The organism is Streptomyces sp. A2-16, assembly GCF_018128905.1.
GTDB lineage: Bacteria > Actinomycetota > Actinomycetes > Streptomycetales > Streptomycetaceae > Streptomyces.
The window spans coordinates 3,781,100-3,803,582 of sequence record NZ_CP063808.1; the positions used below are offsets into that span (position 1 = coordinate 3,781,100).

A 22,483-nucleotide genomic window follows, 5' to 3' on the forward strand; every position below is an offset into this window, starting at 1 on the left:
GGGGAACGGTCCGAGTACCCGGCCTCAGGCGAAGCACGCGGTGCACGGCGCGCTCCGCCGACGCGAGATGATCACCCCATGAGCGAGATCATCCTGATGTCCGACGCCCGAGTCGCCGCCGTCCCCGTCGAGGAGAACGGGGAGCCCCTCGTGGACGTCCGCGGCCACCTCCTCGTCGACGACCGCAAGCACGAGGACTCCCTGGGCGCCGAGGTCCATCTGCGACAGGGTGTCCTCGACCGGCTGCTGCGGGCGCAGGACCTGCTGCCGGGCGGCCTGCGCCTGCTCTTCGTGGAGGGATACCGGCCGCCCGCACTCCAGCGGCACTACTTCGAGGACTACTCCGACGAGCTGCGCGCCGCCCACCCCGACTGGTCCGCCGACCGGATCCGCAGCGCGGCCAGCCGTTACGTCTCCCCGCCCGAGATAGCCCCGCACAGCGCCGGCGCGGCCGTCGACCTCACCCTCGCGGGCGCCGACGGCCGCGAACTCGACCTGGGCACCGCCATGAACGCCAACCCCGAGGAGAGCGACGGCGCCTGCTACACCGGTGCCGGCAACATCACCGAGGAGGCCAAGGCCAACCGGGCCGTGCTGGGCGAGGCGCTGAGCGCGGCGGGCCTGGTCAACTACCCGACCGAGTGGTGGCACTGGTCCTACGGGGACCGCTACTGGGCCCTGGAGACCGGCGCACCCACCGCACTGTACGGGCCGAAGGAACACGCGACGACCTAGGCCCGCCCGAGGCACCCAGCACGCTTCTCCGGCCAGCTCCGGCGGACCTTCCTGGCGTCCGGCTTGTTCCGGCGGACCTTCCTGGCGTCCGGCCTGCTCCGGCGACCGGCCCTCGGCGTCCGGCTTGCTCCGGCGACCGGCCCTCGGCGTCCGGCTTGCTCCGCGGACCTCCCTGGCGTCCGGCCTGCTCCGTGGGACCGCCCCCGGCGTCCGGCCTGATCCGGCGGGACCGCCCCGGCCCCGGCTCCGCCCGCCCCTCAGGCGAACGCGTTCACCCCCGTGAGCTCCGCCGACAGTGTCCACAGACGGGCCGCCTGCTCCGGGTCGGTCGCCCAGGAGCGGACACCGCTGCTCTGGTCGCCGTCGACCGCGGGCTCGGCGATGTCGCAGTCCTCCAGGTAGACACCGCCCATCCCCGCCAGCTGGGCCGAGGTCGCCGCCCACACCTGCGTGGCCGCGCCCTGCTCCGGGCTCTTGAAGCCCGACGGGTTGAGCGCATTGCCCTGTTCGTCGATCCAGCCGCGCTCGACCATCTCCGCCTTGGGGAGGTGGCGCTGCAGCGGGGTGAGGATGCCGCCCGGGTGGAGCGAGAAGGCCCGTACCCCGCGCTCGGCGCCGAGCCTGTCGAGGTGGACGGCGAACAGGACGTTCGCGGTCTTCGCCTGGCCGTAGGCCTGCCACTTGTCGTAGCCGCTCCGCCAGTGGACGTCGTCCCAGCGCATGCCGGAGAAGTGGTGGGCGCGCGAGGACACCGACACCACGCGGGCGCCGCCGGGCTCGATGGCCGGCCACAGCCGGTTGACCAGAGCGAAGTGACCGAGGTGGTTGGTCGCGAACTGCGCCTCCCAGCCCGGCCCGATCCGAGTCTCCGGGCAGGCCATGATCCCGGCGTTGTCGATGACGAAGTCGACCGTGCGGCCCGAGTCGAGGAACCGCTCGGCGAAGGCGCGCACGCTCTCCAGGTCACCGAGGTCCAGCTCGTCCAGCTCCACGTTCTTCAGGCCGGCCAGGGCCTTCCAGGCGGTGTCGGGGCGGCGGGCCGGGACGACGACCCGGGCGCCCGCCTTTGTGAGCGCTCGGGTGGTCTCCAGACCGAGCCCCGAGTAGCCCCCGGTGACGATCGCGAGCTTGCCGGACAGGTCGACGCCCGCGAGGACGTCGTCGGCCGTGGTGTGGGCGCCGAACCCCGAACCGATCTTGTGCTGTGCAGTGCTCATGACGGGAACGCTACGAATTGGAGCGCGCTCGAAGTCAAGCGCGCACCGCCGGGCGCCGGGCCGGGACAAGAGGAAGCCCCGACCGGACGGGGGAATCACGGTCGGGGCGGTCGAGTGGTGGGTACGGATGGCGGTCGCCTCTCGGCGAAAGGCTCCACAGGGCTTCAGCCGAACGATCGTCCCTGTGGGCAAAAGGTGAGGCCCGGGGACACTGTCCCATCCATACCCACGGTCTGTTCAACGGGCAACGACCCTGTGGTGTTCCGCCGGCCGGAGCGTTTCCGGGTGAGCTGCATCACCCGTGCCGACCGGTCGGAACGGTCTCGCTCCACAGGTTCTCGGCCTGCAGCAGCAGCGTCCCCAGCACGGTGGTGCCCTCGGCGCCCTGCCCGGCGTGCTCCCGCAGCCCCTCCTGGAGCCGGCCGCGCAGCTCCCGCATCGCCGACTCGGCGTGGTCGTCCGGACGGGCCTCGCCGCCCGCCGCCGGCAGCCGGTCGCTCTCCGCGTGGCAGGAGTCGCCGATCAGCCGGAGGAGGTCGGCGTAGGCATCCAGCACCGGTCCGGTGGGCGGGGCCGGGGCGCGGTCGTCGTCGGCCGCCACCGCCAGGGTCCGGGTGAGGGCGCGGATGTGCCCGGTGACGCGGCTCCAGCGCTCGTCGTCCTGTTCCGACGGGAGGGGCGCGGGAGGGCGCCGTACGGCACGCAGCGGGGCGGCGGTCAGACGCAGGCTCTCCCGGCTCCAGCCGCGGGCGGACCGCAGCGCCTCGAGCCGGCGCTCCAGCCGGGCGGAGGCGTGCGACCAGCCGTGCGCGTCCCACTCGCCGTCTTGCAGGTCACCGGCCACGGTGTGCAGCACGTCACCCGCCTCCCGGGCGAGCGCCGCGAGGTTCTCCCGCACGTCCCGCAGATGGACCGGCGGCAGCACGAACGCGTTCACGGCGAGGCCGATGACCGCACCGAGCGCGGCCTGCCCCACCCGATGGCCGACGGAGGACGCCCCGGCGGCCCCGGTGGCGAGGGTGAACAGCGCGGTGGTGGCGCCGTAGATCCCCTGGTCGCCGAAGCGCGGCCAGTTCGCGAGGAGCACCAGCGGCGGCACGGACAGTGCCACGGCGCCCAGTGTGCTCCCGGTGACGGCCAGCGCCACCGACGCGAGCACGGTCCCGCAGCAGATCGCCCCCAGCTGCCGGGCGGCCTGCATCAGCGAGCTGTACACGGTGGCCTGCACCAGGACCACCGCCACCCAGGGCGCCATCAGGGCCATCGGATCGCCCATCCACACGCCCGCCACGAGCCAGGCGAGGATCGCGGCGGCCGAGGCCTTGAGCGACTGCACGAGCAGATCGCGCTCCCGCCCCGGCCCGCGGAAGGCGGCACGGGCGGCCCGGCCTACGGCACGCACCTCCTCCACCAGCGCGAGCGCGGGACGGGACGGTCGCCGTACCGCTTGTGTCATACGAGTCGTCGGGGTGGTGCGGTACGTCATGCCAGGGGGCTGTCCGCCAGGGACGCGAGCAGATGGGCCGGATCGTCGTAGATCGCCTGCGCGCCCGCCTCGACGAGATCGGCACGGGGGATGCCGCCGCACAGCACGCCCACACAGCGGACCCCGGCCCGGCTGCCGGCGAGCATGTCCCACACCGTGTCGCCGACGAAGACCGCGCGTTCGGCCGGCACCCCGGCCAGCTCCAGCGCGTGCTCGACGGGCTCGGGGGCGGGCTTGCCCTCCTCGACGTCGTCGGCGCTCGCGGTGGCCAGGATCGCGTCGTCCGCGGAGATCGCCCGGCGCAGCGCGGACAGCTCCGCTCCGCCCGCCGAGGTGGCCAGCACCACCCGCCAGCCCTCGTGGTCCAGGCGCCGCAGCAGCCGGCCCGCGTCCTGGAGGGCGGGCAGCCGGTCGAAGTACTGCCCGTACAGGGCCTTGTGGGCGGCGCTCAGCTCGGCGTCGCGGTCCTTGTCGCGGTCGTCGCCGAGCAGATGCGCGACGAGATCGTCGGAGCCGAGCCCGATGGCCCGGTGGACGGCGTGCATGGGCACCCGGTGGCCCGCCTGCCGCAGCGCCTCCCACCAGGTCGTCACATGCAGGTGGTTGGTGTCGACCAGGGTCCCGTCGACGTCGAACACTGCCGCCCGTTCCATGAACCGCTCCTCTCCTGTCGTGCCGCACGGGTACCACCTCAGGCGCCCGCCACTCGGGCCGGTACCCGCCCTTCCCGGGACCAGGCCAGGAGTTCCCCGAGGGTCCAGGTGGTCACGATCCGTTCGGCCGGCACCCCGCACTCCTCGGCCCGCGCGCACCCGAGGACCTGCCAGTCGAGCTGCCCGGGCGCGTGCGCGTCGGTGTCGACCGAGAACAGCACGCCCGCTCCGACCGCCGCGCGCAGCAGCCGGCGCGGTGGGTCGAGGCGCTCGGGGCGGCTGTTGATCTCCACCGCCGTGCCCGACTCGGCGCACGCGGCGAACACCTCGTCCGCGTCGAACTCCGACTCGGGCCGCCCCCGCCCGGTCAGCAGCCGTCCCGTGCAGTGCCCGAGGACATTCGCGTGCGGATCGCGTACGGCGGCCACCATGCGCCGGGTCATCGCGCGGGCGTCCATGCGCAGCTTGGAGTGCACGGACACGACCACGACGTCCAGGCGCTCCAGGAGCTCGGGTTCCTGGTCCAGGGAGCCGTCGTCGAGGATGTCGCACTCGATGCCGGTCAGCAGCCGGAACGGCGCCCAGGTCTCGTTCAGCGCGGCCACCACGTCCAGCTGCTCCCGCAGCCGCTCCGGGGACAGTCCCCGGGCCACGGTCAGCCGCGGCGAGTGGTCGGTGAGCACCGCCCACTCGTGGCCGAGTTCCGCCGCGGTCCGGCCCATCTCCTCGATCGGGCTGCCGCCGTCCGACCAGTCGGAGTGCAGATGGCAGTCGCCCCGCAACAGCGCCCGCAGCTTCTCGCCGCCCCCGGGCCCGGGCGCGGCGGACTCCGCCTCCAGCTTCTCCAGATAGCCGGGCACGCCCCCGGCCAGCGCCTCGCGCACCACCTGGGCCGTCTTCGGGCCGATGCCCTTGAGCGACTCGAGCGACCCGGCCTCCGCGCGCTCGCGCACCTCTTCCGCGGGCAGCCCGGTCAGCACCCGGGCCGCCGTACGGAAGGCACGGACGCGGTACGTCGGTGCCAGGGACCGCTCCAGCAGGAAGGCGATCCGTTCCAGGGCCTCCACGGGATCCATCGCCACCTCCTCCACCCAGAGTTCCCCAGGCGCACCGAGGCCGCACGACGGGCCCGCGCGGTGTGGGCCGTACCGCGCCCCGCACCGAGGCGGCCGTGATCACCGACTCCGGCATCGGCGGGGCTGCCGCGCTGCCGGGCCCTGCTCGGCCGATGACTCACGCCTCTCGCTTCCGCGGGATGCGTTCTACGCTCTTTCCATGACCGAAATCGCGAGCCCGCACATCGCCACCCCGCGGATCATCGTGCTCGGGGTGCAGCCGACCACACCGCCCTTCCGGATCGTGGAGATCGACGGGGAGGTGGTCGGCGAGGCGAGGACCATCACCGACGTGCTGGAGGCGGCCGCCGCCTTCGGCATCACGATCCACGACCTGGACGACCCCGACGTGGTCCGCTGGGTGGGCGGCGACAAGTTCACCTGGCACCGGCACTGAGCCGTCGGCTCAGCCGACCGTCCATTTCTGGTTGGCGGCGCCTGTGCAGGTCCACAGCTGGAGCCGGGTGCCGTTGGCCGAGTTGTTGCCCGTCACGTCCAGGCACTTGTTCGCCTGCGGGTTGACGATGTCCCGCGCACCCGTGACGGTCCACCGCTGGGCCCCGGAGCCGTTGCAGTCGTAGAGCTGCACCGGCGTGCCGTCCGCGGTGGCGCCACCCGTCACGTCGAGGCACTTGCCGAGCGCGCGAATGGTGCCGTCAGCGCCCACGGTCCACTGCTGGGCGGCGGTGCCGTTGCAGTCGTAGAGCTGTACGGCCGTCCCGTTCGCGGGGTTCGCCCCGGCCACGTCCACGCACTTGCCCGCCAGGCCCCGGATCGCCGTCCCGGTGGCCGTGTCGCCGGTGGTCACCGACACGTGGTCCACCACGAGCTGCTGCGGGAAGGACGTCGAGCCGTCGGGGTCGCCGGGCCAGTAGCCGCCGACCGCGAGGTTCAGGATCAGGAAGTACGGCTTGTTGAACACCCAGGTGCGGCCGCCCAGGTCGGCGGGGGTGCGCCGCTGGTAGACGTTCCCGTCCACGGACCAGGTGATCGAGTCGGGCGCCCAGTCGACGGCGAAGGTGTGGAAGGCGTCGGCGAAGGCCTGCCCGTTCGGCAGGGAGTAGCCGGCGCCGATGCCGCCCGAGCCGGAGTAGCCGGGGCCGTGGATCGTGCCGTGCACGGTCGAGGGTTCGAAGCCGACGTTCTCCATGATGTCGATCTCGCCCGAGTCCGGCCAGTTGACCGGGGTCCCCAGCATCCAGAACGCGGGCCACATGCCCTGCCCGCGCGGGATCTTCATCCGCGCCTCGACGTGCCCGTACTGCGCGGTGAACTTCCCGGAGGTGTTCAGCCGGGCGGAGGTGTACTGGCAGGTGCCGTACCAGCACTGGTAGTTCGCGGGGTTCTCGCGCCGGGCCGTGATCACGAGGTGGCCCTGGCCGTCGAGGGCCGCGTTCCTGTTGCCCGACGTGTAGTACTGCCGCTCGTGGTTGTTGACGTTGTCCCCGGTCTCGATCTGCCACTTCGAGGAGTCGACGGCGGCTCCGGCGGGCCCGTCGAAGGTGTCGGAGAACGTCACCGCGGCGGCGGCAGCGGGGGAGGCGGTGGGCGGGTCCGCCTGGGCGGCACCGGATGAGATCAGGACGGCGGACAGTGCGGCGAGGAGACATCTGCGCAGCAGGCGTGAGGCGGCCACGGCTCTTCCTCCGAGGTGGGGGGGGTGAAGGTGTCGCCTCTTGATTTAAGGAGTGAGTTAAGGGGTCGTCAATACTTTGGTACGGACCAGAAGTTGAGCGACCCCCCGACTCCCTACGCCTTCTTCGCCGGCTTCTTCGCAGGCTTCACCGCCGGCTTGGCCGCCGGCTTCTTGTGCACCGCCCGGCTCAGCCGCCGCCCGAGCAGCAGATAGCCGATCAGGGCGCCGGACGTGTTCAGGATGACGTCGTCGATGTCGAAGGCCCGCCCCTCCACCAGCGCCCCCTGCGCGAACTCGACCAGCAGCATCACGATGGCCGTCAGCAGCAGGATCCGCAGCAGTCCCCGGGTCTTCGGGGCGATGATCGGGACCAGGATGCCGAACGGCACGCCCAGCAGGATGTTCCCGCCGATCTGCTTGACCGCGTCCCGCATCTCCGGCTGGTCCAGATAGGCCTTGAGGGAGGCGCCGGGATGCAGGTTGGTGTGGGTCAGGTCCACCGAGGCGGGCGAGGGCTCCAGGGTCAGCCGCGCCAGGACGACGGCGAACGCCACCATGAACACGAACGCGAACACCATCGCCACGAAGCGGACGACGAGAGAGAGCGGATTGCGCCGGGGGCGGGCGGGTTTCGCCGCGGGCTCGGGCTTGGTGGTGCCGGCGTCCGAGGCCGCTCGCGAACGTGAGAGCACCCAGGCCATTGTTTCCTCCACTCTGCAACTTCCCTGTGTCGTAGGCCGATTACCCCTGAACCATCCGAGAATGCGGTCCCGCCCCGACCGGCTCGGTTTCCCCTCGTACGGTCGGGGCACTCCGGGCTGAAAAACCGCGCGCGTCGCCACCGCACGCCCCCGGGGGCAGCGCTTGGACGGCGCGCGACGCACAGCTCACCCGGCCGAGACCTGAGGCGGTGGCGCAAGCTCTCCCAGGGCTACGACCGTTGCTCCTGCGTCGATATCGCCCTGGTCCTCGCCCTCCTCGGCGTGGATCCTGGTGGGCACCACCGTGCTCGGAGGCTGATCAACTGCCGTAGGTGACCTCGACCTTCTTGAAGCCGAGCGAGCCCAGCAGACCCTTGAGCATGGTGGTGGTGTTGGTCTCGGCCCGCTTGGTCAGCTCGCTCTCCTTCGCCGCCTCGGTGATGTGCTTCACCGCGAGCTTCTGCACGGCCTGTTCGCTGTTGGGGTTGTCGGAGAAGAAGTCGCCGAGCCGGTCGAGCAGACCGCGCTGCTTGGAGACCGCGTAGGAGCGGTCGGCGTCCAGTGTGGCCTTGCCGAGCCGGGCGTGCGGGAGGTGGAGCGTGGCTGCCGTGCGGTCCTCGTTGACCGTCACGTCGTTCTTGGCGACCTTGCCGAGGTCGACATAGGCGTCCACCGCGCCCGCCCCGACGTACAGGGTGCGCGAGCCGCGGATCGCGTCGGGCAGGAACTTGGTGTCCTTCTCCAGGTCCACGACGACCTGGAAATTGCCGGAGGCGGCGTCGTAACGGCTGATGTCCTGGATGGACTCCAGAAGTGCGGGACCCGAACGGTCGTGGGTCTCGGTGCCGAACAGGTCCTTGAGGCCAGGGAGCACACTGAGCCGGATCCCGGCGAAGAACACCACGAGCACCACCACGACGGCGGTCAGTATCTTCGCCCAGCCGGGCATGCGCCTGGACACGCGCCTGATGGGAGTCGTCATGCGACGGCCCTCCTTCCTACTGCACGGATGCCCAGGGATGACTCCCAAAAGCCCTGCCGCACCGTCTTGTTGGCTGATTGGGACACTGCCGGGACACAAGGGGGCGCACTAGCGTGGAGAACTCGCGTACCGGCCTGTCTGGAGACCCGGATGAGCACAGAGAGTACGTCCCGGCCCCTTCGCCCCATGCACCGCATCCCCCTGCCCGAGTCCGGCCCGCCCCGGCTCACCGCCCTGGCCACCGGCACCCCGGTGTGGCTCGTCACCCGCTACGCCGATGTGCGCCAGGTGCTCATGGATCCCCGCTTCAACAGGAAGTCGCTCAGGGACGAGGGCGCCCCGCCGCTGCTCCTCGTACCGAATCTGCTGGACTCCCCGGACGGCCTCGTCAATCAGGACGGGCCGCCCCACCAGCTGCTGCGGGGCACGGTCCAGCGGGCCTTCACCCCGCGCGCGATCGCCCGCTGGCGGCCCTGGACCGCCTCCGTGGTGGAGTCCCTCCTCGACGACCTGGCCCGGCAGCCGCAGCCCGCCGACATCGTCGAGGGGTTCACCCGGCGGCTGCCGGTGTCGGTGATCTCCCGGCTGATGGGCCTGGAGCACGCCGACTGGGAGCGCATCCGCGACTGGGCCGACCACGCTCTGTCCGGCGGAGCGCACACCGCCGAGGAGGTCGGCGCGGCCATGCGGGAGTTCGGCCTGTTCTGCGCGGGACTGATCGCCGAGCGGCGCAAGGAGCCGGGAGACGACCTGGTCAGCGCCCTCGTCGTCGCTGGCGACGGTCTCGGGATCGAGGAGCCGCGCCTGGTCGTCCTGGTCCTGGGTCTGGTCGTCGCCGGACACGAGACCACGATGACCGCCCTCGGCAACATCGTGGTCCACCTCCTCACCGACGGGCGGCAGGCCTGGCCGCGCCTCGCCGAGAGCCAGGAGGCGGCCGAGACTGCCGTCGAACAGCTCCTGCGGACGATCCCGCTGAGCGAGGGCAGGGTGCTGCCCGGTCTGATCCGCCGGGCCGTCGAGGAGGTCGAGGTCGGCGGGGTGACGATCCCGGCGGGGGCGGTGGTCGCGGTGCAGACCAACGCGGCGAACCGGGATCCCGGGGTCTTTCCGCAGCCCGCCGAGACCGACCTGTTCGCCCCGCTCACCACACCGAGTGTCGTCTTCGGCGCCGGTCCCCACCACTGCCTCGGCGCCTGGCTGGCCCGCCTGGAGCTGGGGCTCGCCCTGCACCGCCTTGCGGTCCGGTTCCCCCGGCTGCGGGCGGAGTTCACCACCGAGACGATCGAGTGGCGCGAGGGGCAGATGACCCGGGGCCCGCGACGGCTGCCGGTGTCGTGGTGAGCGCCGGGGCCCGTCCGGCGGCTCGTGCCGGCCTCGCGGGGTCCGGCACGTCCGTCGGCGGCGTTGTCGTCGGGCGCCGACGCTCCGGTTCGCCGCCCTCCGCCGCCGCGCAGCCGGACGCGTCGGCCCTCGTTCACCCGCACCGATGAGGTGCCATGGCTCGCAGCCGGTCTGATCAGGAGGACCGGCCCTGGGCGAGTTCCCGGTCGCCCGATGGCCTGGACCACCACACTCCTTCCCCGTGCGTGAGCCCGGGCAGTCGCAGTTCGATCTCCCGCACCCGCCGGGCCGCGAGCTCCCCGGTGATCACCCACGCCGTGTCCCCGCCCGACGTGCCCGTGAACTCGGCCCCCAGCGAGGCGAGTCGCGCCGTCACCGGAGCCAGCGTGTCCAGCGGCACCTCCGCCTCGAAGGCGTGGCAGGGCTCGAACAGCCGGGTCCCGGCCCGCTCCAGCGCCCGGCGCAGCACGATCGGCGTGAGGCCGCGGAAGTCGGCGGCGGTACTGAGTGGCCCGACGAAACCGGAGCGGACGAGGGTGACCCGGTAGTCCGTCACGGCCGCGCCGGTCAGTCCGGACCCCATGCCCGCACGGACCGTCTCCTCGATCGCCTGGTGGAAGGCCCGGGGGAGCGCGCCGAGTTCCGTCTCGTACGCGAACACCCCGCCCGAGCCGCGCTCGCCCGGCTCGACCCGCAGCCCGATCGTCGCCCAGTAGCGGGTCCCGAGGTGCCAGGGGTTCTCCTCGTCCGCCTCCCCCGCACCGCGCGGACGCTCCAGATACCGGACGCGGGCCGGCTCGAAGTCCGCCTCGACACCGAAGTCCTGGGCGAGGGTCGCGGCGAGCACCTCCATCTGGACCTCGCCGTAGAGGAGCAGCGCGGTGGCGCCCCCGGTGGTGGGGCGGGCGTGCAGCAACGGGTCCTGGTCGGTCAGGGTCAGCAGCGCCGAGCGCAGCAGGGCAGCCTGGCCGGGGTGCCGGGCGGTGACCAGGGTCTCCAGGGTCGGCGGAGCGAACTGCGGTGCGCCGGCGGTGAGCTCGCCGAGCCGGTCGCCGACGCGCAGGCCGGAGGAGAACGTCAGCGCGGCGATGTTCCCCGCCGTCAGAGGACCGGCGAGGTGGGTGACCCGCCCGGACACCCGACTGGTCGCGCCGTCGGCCTCGCGCCTGAGGAACGTGAGCCGCCCGCGCTCCCGCACCTCACCGGCGTACAGCCGCACGAACGCGGTGCGCTCGCCGCCGGGTCCGGGCCGTACCGCGAACACCGTCCCGCGCGGATCACCCGTGGGTGTCGCCGCGGGGCGGGGGAGCAGCCGGACCATGCCCTCCACCAGGTCGGGGACACCCTGGCCGCCGAGCGCGGAGCCGAAGAACAGCGGGTGGAAGGAGCCGTCCGCGGTCCGGGCGGCAAGGGCCCTGCGAAGGTCGTCCGGGGTGGGCTCGGGGCCGTCGACGACCGCCGTGAGGACGTCCGGGTCCACCTCGGCGAGGGTCTCCGCCAGTCGCCGGTCGTCCCGCGCGCGGACCGTCACACGCGCGTCGGACGTGCCGATGCCCGTCACCCGCGTGAGCGGCGCCACGTACGGAGTGAGCCTGCGCCGGATGTCGGCGAGCAGCGCCTCGTCGCGGGCGCCCGCCCGGTCGACCTTGTTGACGAAGATCAGGGTGGGCAGCCGCAGTCGGCGCAGGGTCCGCATCAGCACACGGGTCTGCGCCTGGACGCCCTCCACGGCGGACAGCAGCAGGACCGCGCCGTCGAGGACCTCCAGGGCGCGCTCGACCTCGGCGATGAAGTCCGAGTGCCCGGGGGTGTCGATGAGGTTGATCCGGGTGTCGCCGACGGTGAAGGAGGCGACCGCGGAGCGGACCGTGATGCCGCGCTGCCGCTCGATCGTGCCGTCGTCCGTTCGGGTGTCGCCCGAGTCGACGCTGCCGAGCCGGTCGATCGCGCCGTGGTCGAAGAGCAGTCGCTCGGTGAGGCTGGTCTTACCGGCGTCGACGTGGGCCAGAATTCCGATGTTCAGGATGTGCATACGGGGTCGAGTCCTCGAGAACCGTGGGCCGAAGGGGGCGCTGGGTCGGGTCGAGGAGACGGCGCATGCGGGGATCCTGACGTGAGGAAATCGGACGCGGCCATGATGGCGCCCGTCCACCGGGGCACCGCAACCGATTTACGGGGCCGGGCGGCCAGTAGCATGAGGCCGGCAGCCCGAGATGATCATCCTAGGAGCAGGTCCGTGCGAGACATCGCCGTGTTCAGCGGTAGTGCCCACCCCGAGCTGGCGGCGGAGGTCTGCGCGCATCTCGGTGTGCCGCTCAGTCCCACCCGGGTCAGCCGGTTCGCCAACGACTGTCTCGAGGTCCAGCTCCAGGCCAACTGCCGGGAGCGGGACGTCTTCCTCATCCAGCCGCTGGTCAGGCCGGTCCAGGAGCACCTGGTGGAGCTGCTGCTGATGTGCGACGCGGCCCGTGGTGCCTCGGCGCGCCGGATCACGGTCGTCATGCCGCACTACTCCTACGCGCGTTCCGACAAGAAGGACGCGCCCCGGATCTCCCTCGGTGGCCGCCTCGTCGCCGATCTGATGGTGTCGGCCGGAGCGAGCCGCGTCCTGGCCATGACCCTGCACTCGCCGCAGGTCCACGGCTTCTTCTCGGTGCCCGTCGACCATCTGCACGCGCTGCGTGAACTGGCCGCGCACTTCCAGCAGTACGACCTGACCCGTACCACCGTCGTCTCCCCGGACCTCGGCAACGCCAAGGAGGCCGCCGCCTTCGCCCGTCTGATCGGCGCCCAGGTGGCCGCGGGCGCCAAGCAGCGGTTCGCCGACGACCGGGTCAGTATCAGCGACGTCATCGGGGAGGTCGCCGACCGGGACGTGATCGTGCTGGACGACGAGATCGCCAAGGGCAGCACGGTCCTGGAACTCCTCGACAGGCTGCGGGAGTCGGGGCCGCGCTCGATCCGGGTCGCGTGCACGCACGGGCTGTTCGCCGACGGCGCTCTCAAGAGGATCGGCGAGCAGCCGGACGTCCTGGAGATCGTGTGCACCAACACCGTGCCGGTCCCCGACGAGGAGCGCACCGACAAGCTGCGGATCCTGTCCATCGCTCCCGCGCTCGCCGAGGCCGTACGGCGCATTCACAACGGGGAGTCCGTCAGCGCCCTGTTCGACGCCCCGCGGAGCGAATAGGCGAACGGGCCGGGCGGCGCACCGTCATAACGTCTCGGACGTGGCCTCGGGCCGGCCCAGGGCCGCCTCCAGCGACGGCAGCGGGGGCAGCAGCCGGGACAGGCCGGTCGCCCGGATGATCCGCAGGGTGAGCGGATGCGTGCAGACCAGGAGCAGGCTGCCGTGGTGGTCGAGGACGCGCGCGCGGGCCCGGTACAGCAGTCGCAGCCCGGAACAGTCGAAGAACTCCACGCCGCTGAGGTCGATGACCAGCCGCGCTCCGGGTTGCGCCGTGACCCGGTCCAGCCAGGGGAGGACCTCCATGGCCGCGGCGATGTCGATCTCGCCGCGGAACTCCAGCACCGTGTGACCGCGGTCCTCGTGGACGCGCAGATGCCGGGACAGCGGTGCGGGCTCCTGCTGCACGACGACATCGCCTCCAACCGGTTCCACAGGCGGGACGGGGGTGCGCGCACATGCTTTCCCCGTCCTGCAAGTTACCCTCGATGGAGTGAATTTGAGCATGTTCGATTGACATATGTCTTCGAATTGCGACCGGCGGTTCGCGCCGGGTTCACGCGGGGCTCGCGCCCGGCTCACGACAGGGCGTGCCAGGCCCTGGTGAGCGCTTCACGGAACTGCTCGGTCTGGTGCCCGGTGAGGTCCCTGACCATCCGCTCCTCCAGCTCCCGCACGGGCCCCTCGTGCCGGGCGAGCAGCGCGCGGCCCTCCTCGGTCAGCAGGATCGACAGCTCGCGGCGGTTCTTCGGGTTGCGCTCCCGGCGCACCAGTCCGCGGGTCTCCAGGGAGCGCACGAGATCGGCGATCGACTGGGCGGTGACGAACGAGTCCCGGGCCAGTTGCGCCGCGGACAGCCCGTCGTGCCGCTCCAGCACGGTCAGGGCCGTGTACTGCAGCGCGGTGATCCCGGAGGGCCGGACCAGCTCGTCCAGATGGGAACGGACGACGAGCTCCACCTGTTTCACCATGTAGAGGAGCGACGGGGGCGCCTTGGTCACCTGTGTGTCGAGCATGGGTTCAGGCTAGAGCATTGACAGGAAACCTGTCTGTAAAGAGACTGCGAACCAACAGGAATCCTGTTTGTTGAAATCTTGGCGACGATGCTGAGGAGCGGCGATGTCCCCCATCGAGATCGAACCCGGACGGCTGTTCGTGCAAGGCCAGTGGCGTGAGGCCGCCGACGGTGCGCGCACCGAGGTCCTCGACCCGTCCCGGGGCACGGTCCTCACCACCGTCGCGGAGGCCGGCGCCGCCGACGTGGACGCGGCCGTGCGCGCCGCCCGGGAGGCCTTCGACAGCGGGACCTGGTCCGGTCTCAGCGGACGCGAGCGGGGCCGGATCCTGCACCGGGTCGCCGAGCTGATCCGCGAGAACGCCGACGAGCTGGCCCAGCTGGAGAGCCTGGACGTCGGCAAGCCGATCTCGCTGTGCCACGCCGTCGACATCACCAACGCGGCCAACGACTACGAGCACTTCGCGGCCCTCGCCCACTCCCTGGACGGCGCCGTCCGCAACACGCCCATGAACGCCCTCGCCTACACCAAGCGCGAGCCGCTCGGCGTGGTCGCCGCGATCACCCCCTTCAACTTTCCGCTGATCCTCGCCGGTTCCAAGATCGGCCCCGCGCTCGCCGCCGGCAACACGGTCGTGCACAAGCCGGCCGACGAGACCCCGCTCAGCGCCCTCTACATGGCCGGACTGCTCCAGAAGGCGGGCGTCCCGGACGGCGTCGTCAATGTCGTCACCGGTGCCGGGCCGGTGGCCGGCGAGGCCCTGCTGCGCCACCGCGGGGTCGACAAGGTCGCCTTCACCGGCTCCACCGCGATCGGCCGGCATGTGGCGGCCACCGCGGGCGAGGCCCTCAAGCCCGTCACCATGGAACTCGGCGGCAACGCGGCCAACATCGTCTTCGAGGACGCCGACCTGGAGAAGGCGGTCGGCGCGATCATCAAGGCGTTCGTCTTCAACACCGGCCAGTTCTGCATGGGCGGCCCGCGCCTGCTCGTGGCCCGCCCGGTCCACAACACCCTGCTCGGCATCCTCGCCGACGCCGTGCCCGGCGTACCGGTCGGCGACCCGCGCGACCCCGGGACCGTCGTCGGTCCGATGGCCGGGGACAAGCACCTGAAGAAGGTCGAGGAGTACGTCGACCTGGCCCGCAAGGAGGGCGGCCGGATCGTCTGCGGCGGTGAGCGCCTCGACCTCGACGGCGGCTTCTACTACAAGCCCACGGTGATCGCCGACCTCTCCAACGACTCCCGGGTCGTGCAGGAGGAGATCTTCGGCCCGGTCCTGACCGTGCAGCCCTTCGACACCGAGGACGAGGCCGTCGCCCTCGCCAACTCCACCCCCTACGGCCTGGCTTCGGGCGTCCAGACGACCAACCTCGCCCGCGCGCACCGGATCGCCGACCGCCTCCAGGCGGGGATCGTCTGGGTCAACGACTGGGCCATGCTCGACCCCGCGGTGCCCTTCGGCGGGGTCAAGGACTCCGGCTACGGCCGCGAGTACGGCCCCGAGGCGCTCGACGCCTACACCAAGGTCAAGTCCGTCGTCGTCTCGCTCGACTGAGCACCTGCCAAGGAGTTCCCGCGATGTCCCTCACCACCCGTGCCGCCGTCGTCGAGTCCGGTGGCGCGCCCTTCACCCTCTCCGACGTCACCCTCGACGAACCCGGCCCCCGTGAGGCCCTGGTCCGCATGGTCGCCACCGGTCTGTGCCACACCGACCTGGGCGTGGCGAGCGGCGGACTGCCCTTCCCGCTGCCCGGAGTCCTCGGACACGAGGGCGCTGGAGTCGTCGAGGCCGTCGGTTCGGCCGTCACCGGCGTGGCCCCCGGCGACCATGTCGTGCTGTCCTTCACCTCCTGCGGCGACTGCCGCAACTGCGACGGCGGCCACCCCGCCTACTGCGCCGGCTGGTTGCCGCTCAACCTCCTCGGCGGCCGCCGGGCCGACGGCACCAGCACCATCAGCCGGGACGGCGAGCCCCTCGGCGGTCACTTCTTCGGCCAGTCCTCCTTCGCCGAGCGCGCCCTGGTCGACGAGCGCAGCCTCGTCAAGGTCGACCCGGACGTGCCGCTGGAGTCCATCGCCCCGCTCGGCTGCGGAGTGCAGACCGGCGTCGGCGCCGTGTGGAACGTGCTGAAGCCGGTCACCGGTTCCACGATCGTCGTGCTCGGCGCCGGTGCGGTCGGCCTCTCCGCGGTCATGGCCGCCGCCCTCACCCCCGCCACGACGATCGTCGCCGTCGACCGGGTCGGCGAACGCCTCGCCCTGGCGAAGGAGTTGGGCGCCACCCACACCGTCGACGCAGCCGCGGAGGACCTCGGCGAGGCCCTTGCGGCGATCACCGGCGGCCAGGGCGCGGACGGCATCGTGGAGACCACGGGCAACGTGGCCGTCCTGCGCCAGGGCGTCGACGCGCTCGGCGCACGCGGCACGCTGGTCGTCGTCGGCGCCCCGCCGTTCGGCACCGAGGTCTCCCTCGACGTCAACGGACTGCTCGGCGGCAAGCGGGTCGTCGGCCTCACCCTCGGCGACGCCGAGACGCAGAGCTTCATCCCCGCCCTGGTCCGGCTGGTGAAGGAGGGGCGGCTCCCGCTGCACCGCCTGATCAGCACCTATCCGTTCGCGGACATCGACCAGGCGGTACGGGACATGGGCGCGGGCAAGGCGATCAAGCCCGTGCTGACGTTCTGACGGGTCAGTCGACCACCAGGACCAGCTTCCCGGTCGTACGGCCGGTGTCACCCAGCGCATGCGCCTCGGCGGCACCGGCCAGCGGGAACGTCCCCGCGATCGTGGCCCGCAGCTCGCCCTTCTCCACCAGGTCCACGATCGCGTTCATCCCGGCACGGTCGGCGTCCACGAGCATCCGCACGGCCCTGACGCCCAGCCGCTCGGCCTCCTTGCCGAACTCGTCCGAGCCGACCGGCAGGATCGACACCACGATCCCGCCCGGCCGCAGCACCCGCAGCGAACGCACGGACGTCTCGCCGCCCAGCGTGTCCAGCACCACGTCGACGTCCTTCACCGCCTCCGTGAAGTCGGTCTCCCGGTAGTCGATCACCTCGTCCGCGCCCAGCTCGCGCAGGAAGTCGTGCTTGCCCGCGCTCGCGGTGCCGATCACGTACGCACCCCGCGCCTTGGCGATCTGCACGGCCACATGACCCACCCCGCCGGCCGCCGCGTGGATCAACACCCGCTGCCCCGGCCGCAGTTCGGCGTTCTCGACCAGCGCCTGCCACGCGGTCAGCGAGACCAGGGGCAGCGCACCGGCCTGTGTGTGGTCGATCGACGCCGGCTTGTGCGTGAGGGCCCGCACCGGCGCGATCACGTACTCGGCGTGCGAACCGTGGCCCCACGGGTACGGCAGCATGCCGAACACCTCGTCGCCGGGCTTGAAGGTGGCGACACCGATGCCGACGGCCTCGACCACGCCGGAGACGTCCCAGCCGAGGACGAAGGGCGGCTCGCCGAGGAAGCCCCCGGTGGCACGGTGCTTCCAGTCGGTCGGGTTCAAGCCGGCCGCCCGCACCCGGACCAGCACCTGGTTCGGTCGCGGCGCGGGGCGTTCGACCTCGATCTCCTTGAGGACCTCGGGACCGCCGAGGGTGTCCTGGCTGACGACTCGCATGGTGTTCACAGTGCTCATGGTCGTCCAGCCTGCCCGGCCCCGCCCGTCCGGGAAATGGCACGATTGCCAAGCTTCGATAGGATCGTGCCATGCGTGATACGAAGCGGACCGAACGGGTCGTGGTGCTGGCCCTGGACGGCGTGTACCCCTTCGAGCTGGGCATCCCCAGCCGGATCCTCGGCGCCGCCGACGGCCGGTACGAGGTGCTGACCTGTTCGGCCGACGGCCGACCGGTGCGCAGCAACGCCGACTTCACCATCGGCGTCGAGCACGGACCGGAGATCCTCGAAACCGCCGACACCGTGGTGATCACCCCCGTCTCGCCGGAGCGCCTGCCCGCCGAGCTCCCCGAGGAGGTGCGCCGGGCCCTCGGACACATCCGCCCCGACGCCCGCATCGTCTCGATCTGCACCGGCGCCTTCGTCCTCGCCATGGCCGGTCTCCTGGACGGCCGCCGGGCCACCACCCACTGGCAGCTCGCCGGCCACTTCCGGCGCCTGTTCCCGCACATCGACCTCGACCCCGATGTGCTCTTCGTCGACGACGACCGCATCCTCACCTCGGCCGGAGCCGCCTCCGGCGTGGACGTCTGCCTGCACATGGTCCGCAAGGACCACGGCAGCGAACTCGCCAACACCGTCGCCCGCCGCTGTGTGGTCCCGCCGTTCCGGGACGGCGGCCAGGCTCAGTACATCGAGCAGCCGGTCCCCGAGCAGGGCGCCGCGAGCACGGCCGGGACCCGCGCCTGGGCACTGGAGCGCCTCGACGAGCCCCTGACCCTCGGCGATCTCGCCGCCCACGCCCGGATGAGCCTGCGCACCTTCGCCCGCCGCTTCAACGACGAGGTCGGCCTCAGTCCCGGCCGCTGGCTGATCCAGCAGCGCGTGGCCCGGGCCCGGCACCTCCTGGAGTCCAGTGACCTGTCGGTCGACCAGATCGCCGGCCGCGTCGGCTTCGCCACGGGCGCGTCCCTGCGCCAGCACCTGCACGCGGCGATCGGGGTGTCACCGCAGGTGTACCGGCGCACGTTCCAGACGGCGGCGCGCTGAACGTTCCCGGCCGCTCGGGCGTCGCAGGATCGTGAAGTCGGACGGTGTACAGGGGGCGGGAATGCGCAGAGGGCCGTGGATGGTGTGGGTGGTACTGACGGCGGTGGCCATGACGGTCGTGGGGTGCGAGTCGGGGGAGGGACTGGTGATCGAGGGCGACGCGCCGGCCACCGTCTACGACGGACCGATGCACGTCCCGACGAAGGAACTGGAAGAGCGCACACCGCAGGCGCTGCGGCTGGCCTCGGGGGCGGCCGGCCGGGCCCTGGAGTGCGCGGGGGAGATGTACAACGGCAACGGCCCCGACGGGTGGAGCAGGGACGACGGCGGGAACAGCCCCGAGGAGGGACTGGAGCTGTACTTCGACCTGTTCGACCCGGGGGACCCCCGCTCCGGCTACCGCGTGGAGCGCCGGGAGGCGGACCGCGTGCTGTACTCCTACGACGTCGACGGCCGGACCAAGGTGGCGGTCGTGGTCGCCAAGGACCAGAAGGGCAGGCCCGGTTGGGGCCCGGAGACCAGCGCCTCCTGCGACCCGTCGGAGCTCCCGGCCGACTGGACCGACTCCCACGGCTACGAGATCTGGACCGGCCGCACGGGTGGGCGGGTGCCGACCACCGAGGTGAGCAGCAGGGCCGGGGACGACCACTGCGGCTGGCAGAACGTGCACTTCCTCGACTTCGGCGGCCGCCGGTACGCCCGTGACCCGGAGGGCCTGCTCGCACCCGGCATGCTCGGCGCGGCCTACGACGGCTCGGTCACCCTGCCGGCGAACGCCCGGGACACCGGATACCGCTACCAGGACCAGGAGTTGTGGCTGACCGGCGACCGCGGGACGGCGTACCTCCGCACCCCCGACGGCGTCGAGGCCTGGCCCCGGCTCACGGAGCAGGTGGCCTGCATGTGAGGCGAATTCACCGGCTGGCGTGCAGGGCGACCAGCAACTGCCAGACCTGGTCGGCGATGTCGGCGGCGGTCGCGTCGAGCAGACCGTGCAGCCAGTCGGCGAGGACGCCGGCGAAGGTGGCGGCGACCGCGGAGGCGACCAGGGGGGCGTCGGCGGCACCCGCCAGCTCGCGCTCCCGCAGGCTGTAGGCCCTCAGGTCCCGGTGCAGGACCCTGCCGAGGGGGCCGCCGCCGCCCGGCGCGAGCAGCGACCGGTACAGGGCGGCGTGCGGGGTGAGCGAGGCGAAGAACTCCACGAGCGCGGGCGGCGCGTGCACCGGGTCGGGCCGCCCGCGCCAGGCGTGCAGCGCCTCCACGCCGTCCCGTACGACGTCCGCGCAGGCGTCGACCGCGAGCGCCTCCAAGCCGTCGTAGTGCACGTAGAAGGTGGCCCGGCCGACCCCGGCGCGCCGCACCAGCGCGGCCACGCCGACCCCCTCCAGCGGCCGCTCGGCGCACTCCGCGAGCAGTGCCTCCCGCAGTCGCGCCCGGGTGCGGGCCGCCCGCGGATCCTCGGGTGCGGGGCGCGTCACTGCGCCACGAGGACGGCGGCCAGGGCGAGGGCGCCGGGCAACGCCTGCGCGGCGAGGATCCGGACGTTGGCGGTGACGGCGCCGTAGACCCCGGCGACGATCACGCACACCAGGAAGAACACCTGCGCCCGGAACCCGGTCGGATCCCCGGCCACGAGCCCCCACACCAGGCCCGCGGCGAGGAAGCCGTTGTACAGCCCCTGGTTGGCGGCCATCGCGGCAGTGGCCCGGGCCATCTCCGGGTCGAACCCGTGAAAGGACATCCCCGGCTTCTTCTGCCACAGGAACATCTCCATCACCAGGATGTACACATGCAGCGCCGCCACCAGGCCGACCAGCACGTTCGCCACGATCTCCATCAGCTTCCCCACTTCTTGGACGTGTGTCCACTATAGCTGGACACCTGTCCAGGAAGTCCACTGTCAGTGCCGGCCGCTAGCGTGCGCGCCATGACCACCGACGAAGACCTGACCGTCCGCCGCGCCCGCCCCGACGACATCCCGGGGCTCGTCGCCTCCAGCGCGGGCCTGTTCGCCGAGGACGCCGGAACCAGGGACACGAGCGTCAACGCCGACTGGCCGCGCGAGCACGGGGCCGCGTCGTACACGGACACCCTGGCGGATCCGGCACGGCTGGTCCTGGTGGTGGTTCACGAGGGCGAGGTGGTCGGCCATCTGACGGGGACCCTGACCGAACCCTCGGCCGTGCGGCCCGTGAAGTCGGCCGTGCTGAACGGCCTGTACGTCCGACCGGCCCATCGCCGCGCCCGCGTCGGCGCCCGGCTGGTGGAGGAGTTCCTGGCCTGGGCCGAGGCGCGAGGGGCCGGGCACGCGGAGGTCGCGGCCTACGCGGCCAACCTGGAGGCGATCCGCTTCTACGAGCGCCAGGGCTTCGGGCCGCACGCGGTGACGCTGCGCCATGCCCTAGGTCGAAAGGCCGAGGTGGAACCCGGTCCGAACGGCCAGACTGGTCCGGTCAGCTGATGATCCAGCAGGAGGACGCACACCGATGGCCCCGCAGCCGCCCCGCCCCGCCGAGCAGCGCAAGCAGGACACCCTGCACCGACTGGAGCACGACGAGGACGTCTGGGTCGCCACGGCCCCCGACGACGGCTCGGGGGTGCCGTATCTCGTTCCGCTCTCGTTCCTCTGGGACGGCTCCACGCTTCTCCTCGCCACCCCGGCGGCCAGCCCCACGGGCCGCAATCTGAAGGCGACCGGCCGGGTGCGCCTCGGCCTCGGGCCGACCCGGGACGTGGTGATGATCGAAGGCACCGCCGAGACCGTCACCCAGGCCGAGCTGAGCGAGGAGGAGGGCGACCGGTTCGCCTCCGGGACCGGCTTCGACCCCCGGCAACTCACCACGCCCTACCTGTACTTCCGGGTCCGTCCGCTGCGGGTGCAGGCATGGCGGGAGGCCAATGAGCTCACCGGGCGTGAGCTGATGCGGGACGGACAGTGGCTGGTCGCCGACTGAATCGGCCGTGCCGGGATATCCGCAAGGTACAGGCCGCGGGGCGCAGGCACCCGCGGCCATACCCTTCGGAGGAGACATGGCACTGGTGATAGCGGGGGTCGTCGTGCTCGACTGTGCCGAGCCCGAGAAACTCGCCGTGTTCTACAAGGAGCTGCTGGAGGCCGAGGAGACGGGCGCGACCGCCAACCGCGTGGAGATCAGGGGAGCCGACGGCTTCCGGCTGGCGTTCCGCCGTGACGTGAACGCCACACCGCCGAGCTGGCCCCGCCCCGAGAACTCCCTCCAGGCCCACATCGACTTCGTGGTGGAGGACCTGGACGCGGTCGAGCGCAAGGTGGTGGAGCTCGGCGGCCGCCCACTGGAGACGAAGGACGCCTCGGGGCCGTTCGAGGAACGCGGGTACGCCGACCCCGCCGGACACTCCTTCACCGTGCGCCTGGTCACTCCGACCGCGCCCAAGCAGGGCTGAGTCAGTCGCGGCCGCCCTTCTCGGAGGCCGGCCAGACGCCCGTGGACCGCTCGATGGCCTTCGCCCCCGTGCGGTCCACGGCGCTGCGCACCGCGGCGAAGATGGCGCCCTGGATCGCGGCCGCCAGGAGGATCTCCCCCCATCCGCGGTCCTTGTCCAGGGCGTCGGGCGCGTCCTCCTCGTGCCGGAGCGCCATCCACGTCTTGCGGAAGGCGAGGCCCGCCAGCCAGCCACCGGACCAGCCGAGAACGAACCCGACGGGCTGGTAGGCGAGGGGGAGCTTCAACTTCTTCTTCTTGGCCATGTGGGTCTCC

General features: G+C 72.1%; 25 protein-coding genes. 11 read left to right on the forward strand and 14 right to left on the reverse strand.

Translation table 11 applies throughout. The features are described from left to right. The first annotated feature begins 78 nt into the window (after positions 1-78). Positions 79-735 (forward strand): M15 family metallopeptidase, encoded by a 657-nt coding sequence (locus IOD14_RS16995; RefSeq protein WP_123993623.1) that lies wholly within the window; start codon positions 79-81, stop codon positions 733-735. Between the two features lie 257 nt (positions 736-992). Here IOD14_RS16995 and IOD14_RS17000 read toward each other — a convergent pair whose 3' ends face one another. The 4 genes from IOD14_RS17000 to IOD14_RS17015 all read right to left on the reverse strand — a co-directional run bounded on the left by IOD14_RS17000 (position 993) and on the right by IOD14_RS17015 (position 5,167). Next, complete coding sequence (locus IOD14_RS17000) at positions 993-1,952, reverse strand: SDR family NAD(P)-dependent oxidoreductase (protein WP_212670677.1); 960 nt, start codon at positions 1,950-1,952, stop codon at positions 993-995. 295 nt (positions 1,953-2,247) lie between these two features. Continuing rightward, positions 2,248-3,438: an aromatic acid exporter family protein gene (locus IOD14_RS17005; protein ID WP_123993621.1), complete on the reverse strand. Its 1,191-nt coding sequence runs from the start codon at positions 3,436-3,438 to the stop codon at positions 2,248-2,250. Beyond that, positions 3,435-4,091 carry an HAD family hydrolase gene (locus IOD14_RS17010; protein ID WP_212670678.1) on the reverse strand — a complete coding sequence of 219 codons (657 nt, stop codon included), beginning with the start codon at positions 4,089-4,091 and terminating at the stop codon, positions 3,435-3,437. The genes IOD14_RS17005 and IOD14_RS17010 overlap by 4 nt, the downstream gene beginning before the upstream one ends. 38 nt (positions 4,092-4,129) lie before the next feature. Further along, entirely contained in the window at positions 4,130-5,167 is a 1,038-nt protein-coding gene (locus IOD14_RS17015; protein ID WP_212670679.1) for a PHP domain-containing protein, read from the reverse strand. A 199-nt stretch (positions 5,168-5,366) separates the two neighbouring features. Here IOD14_RS17015 and IOD14_RS17020 point away from each other — a divergent pair, with 199 nt between their 5' ends. Then, the gene (locus tag IOD14_RS17020; protein ID WP_123993618.1) at positions 5,367-5,603 is read left to right on the forward strand and encodes a hypothetical protein; all 237 of its coding nucleotides are present in this window, start codon (positions 5,367-5,369) and stop codon (positions 5,601-5,603) included. A gap of 9 nt (positions 5,604-5,612) precedes the next feature. On the opposite strand, the gene IOD14_RS17025 is transcribed toward IOD14_RS17020, so the two are convergent. The 3 genes from IOD14_RS17025 to IOD14_RS17035 form a co-directional block, all read right to left on the reverse strand. Beyond that, positions 5,613-6,842, reverse strand: a complete 1,230-nt coding sequence (locus IOD14_RS17025) for a glycoside hydrolase family 16 protein (protein WP_123993617.1) — start codon at positions 6,840-6,842, stop codon at positions 5,613-5,615. 113 nt (positions 6,843-6,955) lie between these two features. Further along, the gene (locus IOD14_RS17030) at positions 6,956-7,534 is read right to left on the reverse strand and encodes a VanZ family protein (RefSeq protein ID WP_349252427.1); all 579 of its coding nucleotides are present in this window, start codon (positions 7,532-7,534) and stop codon (positions 6,956-6,958) included. 328 nt (positions 7,535-7,862) lie between these two features. After that, positions 7,863-8,525: a DUF4230 domain-containing protein gene (locus IOD14_RS17035; RefSeq protein ID WP_123993615.1), complete on the reverse strand. Its 663-nt coding sequence runs from the start codon at positions 8,523-8,525 to the stop codon at positions 7,863-7,865. 150 nt (positions 8,526-8,675) lie between these two features. Here IOD14_RS17035 and IOD14_RS17040 point away from each other — a divergent pair, with 150 nt between their 5' ends. Further along, positions 8,676-9,869 carry a cytochrome P450 gene (locus IOD14_RS17040; RefSeq protein ID WP_123993614.1) on the forward strand — a complete coding sequence of 398 codons (1,194 nt, stop codon included), beginning with the start codon at positions 8,676-8,678 and terminating at the stop codon, positions 9,867-9,869. 175 nt (positions 9,870-10,044) lie between these two features. Here IOD14_RS17040 and otr(A) read toward each other — a convergent pair whose 3' ends face one another. Then, the gene (gene otr(A) / locus IOD14_RS17045; RefSeq protein WP_212670680.1) at positions 10,045-11,901 is read right to left on the reverse strand and encodes a tetracycline resistance ribosomal protection protein Otr(A); all 1,857 of its coding nucleotides are present in this window, start codon (positions 11,899-11,901) and stop codon (positions 10,045-10,047) included. A 204-nt stretch (positions 11,902-12,105) separates the two neighbouring features. Between otr(A) and IOD14_RS17050 the strand changes: the two genes are divergently transcribed. Next, complete coding sequence (locus IOD14_RS17050; protein WP_123993612.1) at positions 12,106-13,059, forward strand: ribose-phosphate diphosphokinase; 954 nt, start codon at positions 12,106-12,108, stop codon at positions 13,057-13,059. A gap of 24 nt (positions 13,060-13,083) precedes the next feature. Here the strand turns inward: IOD14_RS17050 and IOD14_RS17055 are convergent, their stop codons facing one another. Beyond that, positions 13,084-13,464, reverse strand: coding sequence for an anti-sigma factor antagonist (locus IOD14_RS17055; protein ID WP_249125934.1), 381 nt, complete (start codon positions 13,462-13,464; stop codon positions 13,084-13,086). Between the two features lie 170 nt (positions 13,465-13,634). Then, positions 13,635-14,072, reverse strand: a complete 438-nt coding sequence (locus tag IOD14_RS17060; RefSeq protein ID WP_123993610.1) for a MarR family transcriptional regulator — start codon at positions 14,070-14,072, stop codon at positions 13,635-13,637. Between the two features lie 103 nt (positions 14,073-14,175). Between IOD14_RS17060 and IOD14_RS17065 the strand changes: the two genes are divergently transcribed. After that, on the forward strand, positions 14,176-15,630 hold the full coding sequence (locus IOD14_RS17065; RefSeq protein ID WP_123993609.1) for an aldehyde dehydrogenase family protein: 1,455 nt from the start codon (positions 14,176-14,178) through the stop codon (positions 15,628-15,630). A 23-nt stretch (positions 15,631-15,653) separates the two neighbouring features. After that, positions 15,654-16,760, forward strand: coding sequence for an NAD(P)-dependent alcohol dehydrogenase (locus tag IOD14_RS17070; RefSeq protein WP_123993608.1), 1,107 nt, complete (start codon positions 15,654-15,656; stop codon positions 16,758-16,760). Between the two features lie 4 nt (positions 16,761-16,764). On the opposite strand, the gene IOD14_RS17075 is transcribed toward IOD14_RS17070, so the two are convergent. Next, positions 16,765-17,715 carry an NADP-dependent oxidoreductase gene (locus tag IOD14_RS17075; protein ID WP_212670681.1) on the reverse strand — a complete coding sequence of 317 codons (951 nt, stop codon included), beginning with the start codon at positions 17,713-17,715 and terminating at the stop codon, positions 16,765-16,767. 71 nt (positions 17,716-17,786) lie between these two features. Here IOD14_RS17075 and IOD14_RS17080 point away from each other — a divergent pair, with 71 nt between their 5' ends. Together IOD14_RS17080 and IOD14_RS17085 are read left to right on the forward strand one after the other, a co-directional pair. Then, on the forward strand, positions 17,787-18,746 hold the full coding sequence (locus IOD14_RS17080; protein ID WP_212670682.1) for a helix-turn-helix domain-containing protein: 960 nt from the start codon (positions 17,787-17,789) through the stop codon (positions 18,744-18,746). Positions 18,747-18,807: 61 nt separating this feature from the next. Further along, the gene (locus tag IOD14_RS17085) at positions 18,808-19,653 is read left to right on the forward strand and encodes a hypothetical protein (RefSeq protein WP_123993605.1); all 846 of its coding nucleotides are present in this window, start codon (positions 18,808-18,810) and stop codon (positions 19,651-19,653) included. 7 nt (positions 19,654-19,660) lie between these two features. Here IOD14_RS17085 and IOD14_RS17090 read toward each other — a convergent pair whose 3' ends face one another. Beyond that, positions 19,661-20,224 carry a TetR/AcrR family transcriptional regulator gene (locus tag IOD14_RS17090; RefSeq protein ID WP_212670683.1) on the reverse strand — a complete coding sequence of 188 codons (564 nt, stop codon included), beginning with the start codon at positions 20,222-20,224 and terminating at the stop codon, positions 19,661-19,663. Further along, positions 20,221-20,583 (reverse strand): DUF1304 domain-containing protein, encoded by a 363-nt coding sequence (locus IOD14_RS17095; RefSeq protein WP_123993603.1) that lies wholly within the window; start codon positions 20,581-20,583, stop codon positions 20,221-20,223. Before IOD14_RS17095 ends, IOD14_RS17090 begins: the two co-directional genes overlap by 4 nt. 90 nt (positions 20,584-20,673) lie before the next feature. Between IOD14_RS17095 and IOD14_RS17100 the strand changes: the two genes are divergently transcribed. From IOD14_RS17100 to IOD14_RS17110, 3 genes are all read left to right on the forward strand, one after another. Beyond that, on the forward strand, positions 20,674-21,207 hold the full coding sequence (locus IOD14_RS17100) for a GNAT family N-acetyltransferase (protein ID WP_123993602.1): 534 nt from the start codon (positions 20,674-20,676) through the stop codon (positions 21,205-21,207). A gap of 25 nt (positions 21,208-21,232) precedes the next feature. Next, the gene (locus IOD14_RS17105) at positions 21,233-21,700 is read left to right on the forward strand and encodes a pyridoxamine 5'-phosphate oxidase family protein (protein ID WP_123993601.1); all 468 of its coding nucleotides are present in this window, start codon (positions 21,233-21,235) and stop codon (positions 21,698-21,700) included. A gap of 76 nt (positions 21,701-21,776) precedes the next feature. Then, positions 21,777-22,169 (forward strand): VOC family protein, encoded by a 393-nt coding sequence (locus IOD14_RS17110; protein ID WP_123993600.1) that lies wholly within the window; start codon positions 21,777-21,779, stop codon positions 22,167-22,169. A gap of 1 nt (position 22,170) precedes the next feature. Here IOD14_RS17110 and IOD14_RS17115 read toward each other — a convergent pair whose 3' ends face one another. Next, positions 22,171-22,473 (reverse strand): DUF4235 domain-containing protein, encoded by a 303-nt coding sequence (locus IOD14_RS17115; protein ID WP_123993599.1) that lies wholly within the window; start codon positions 22,471-22,473, stop codon positions 22,171-22,173. Positions 22,474-22,483: the final 10 nt, after the last annotated feature.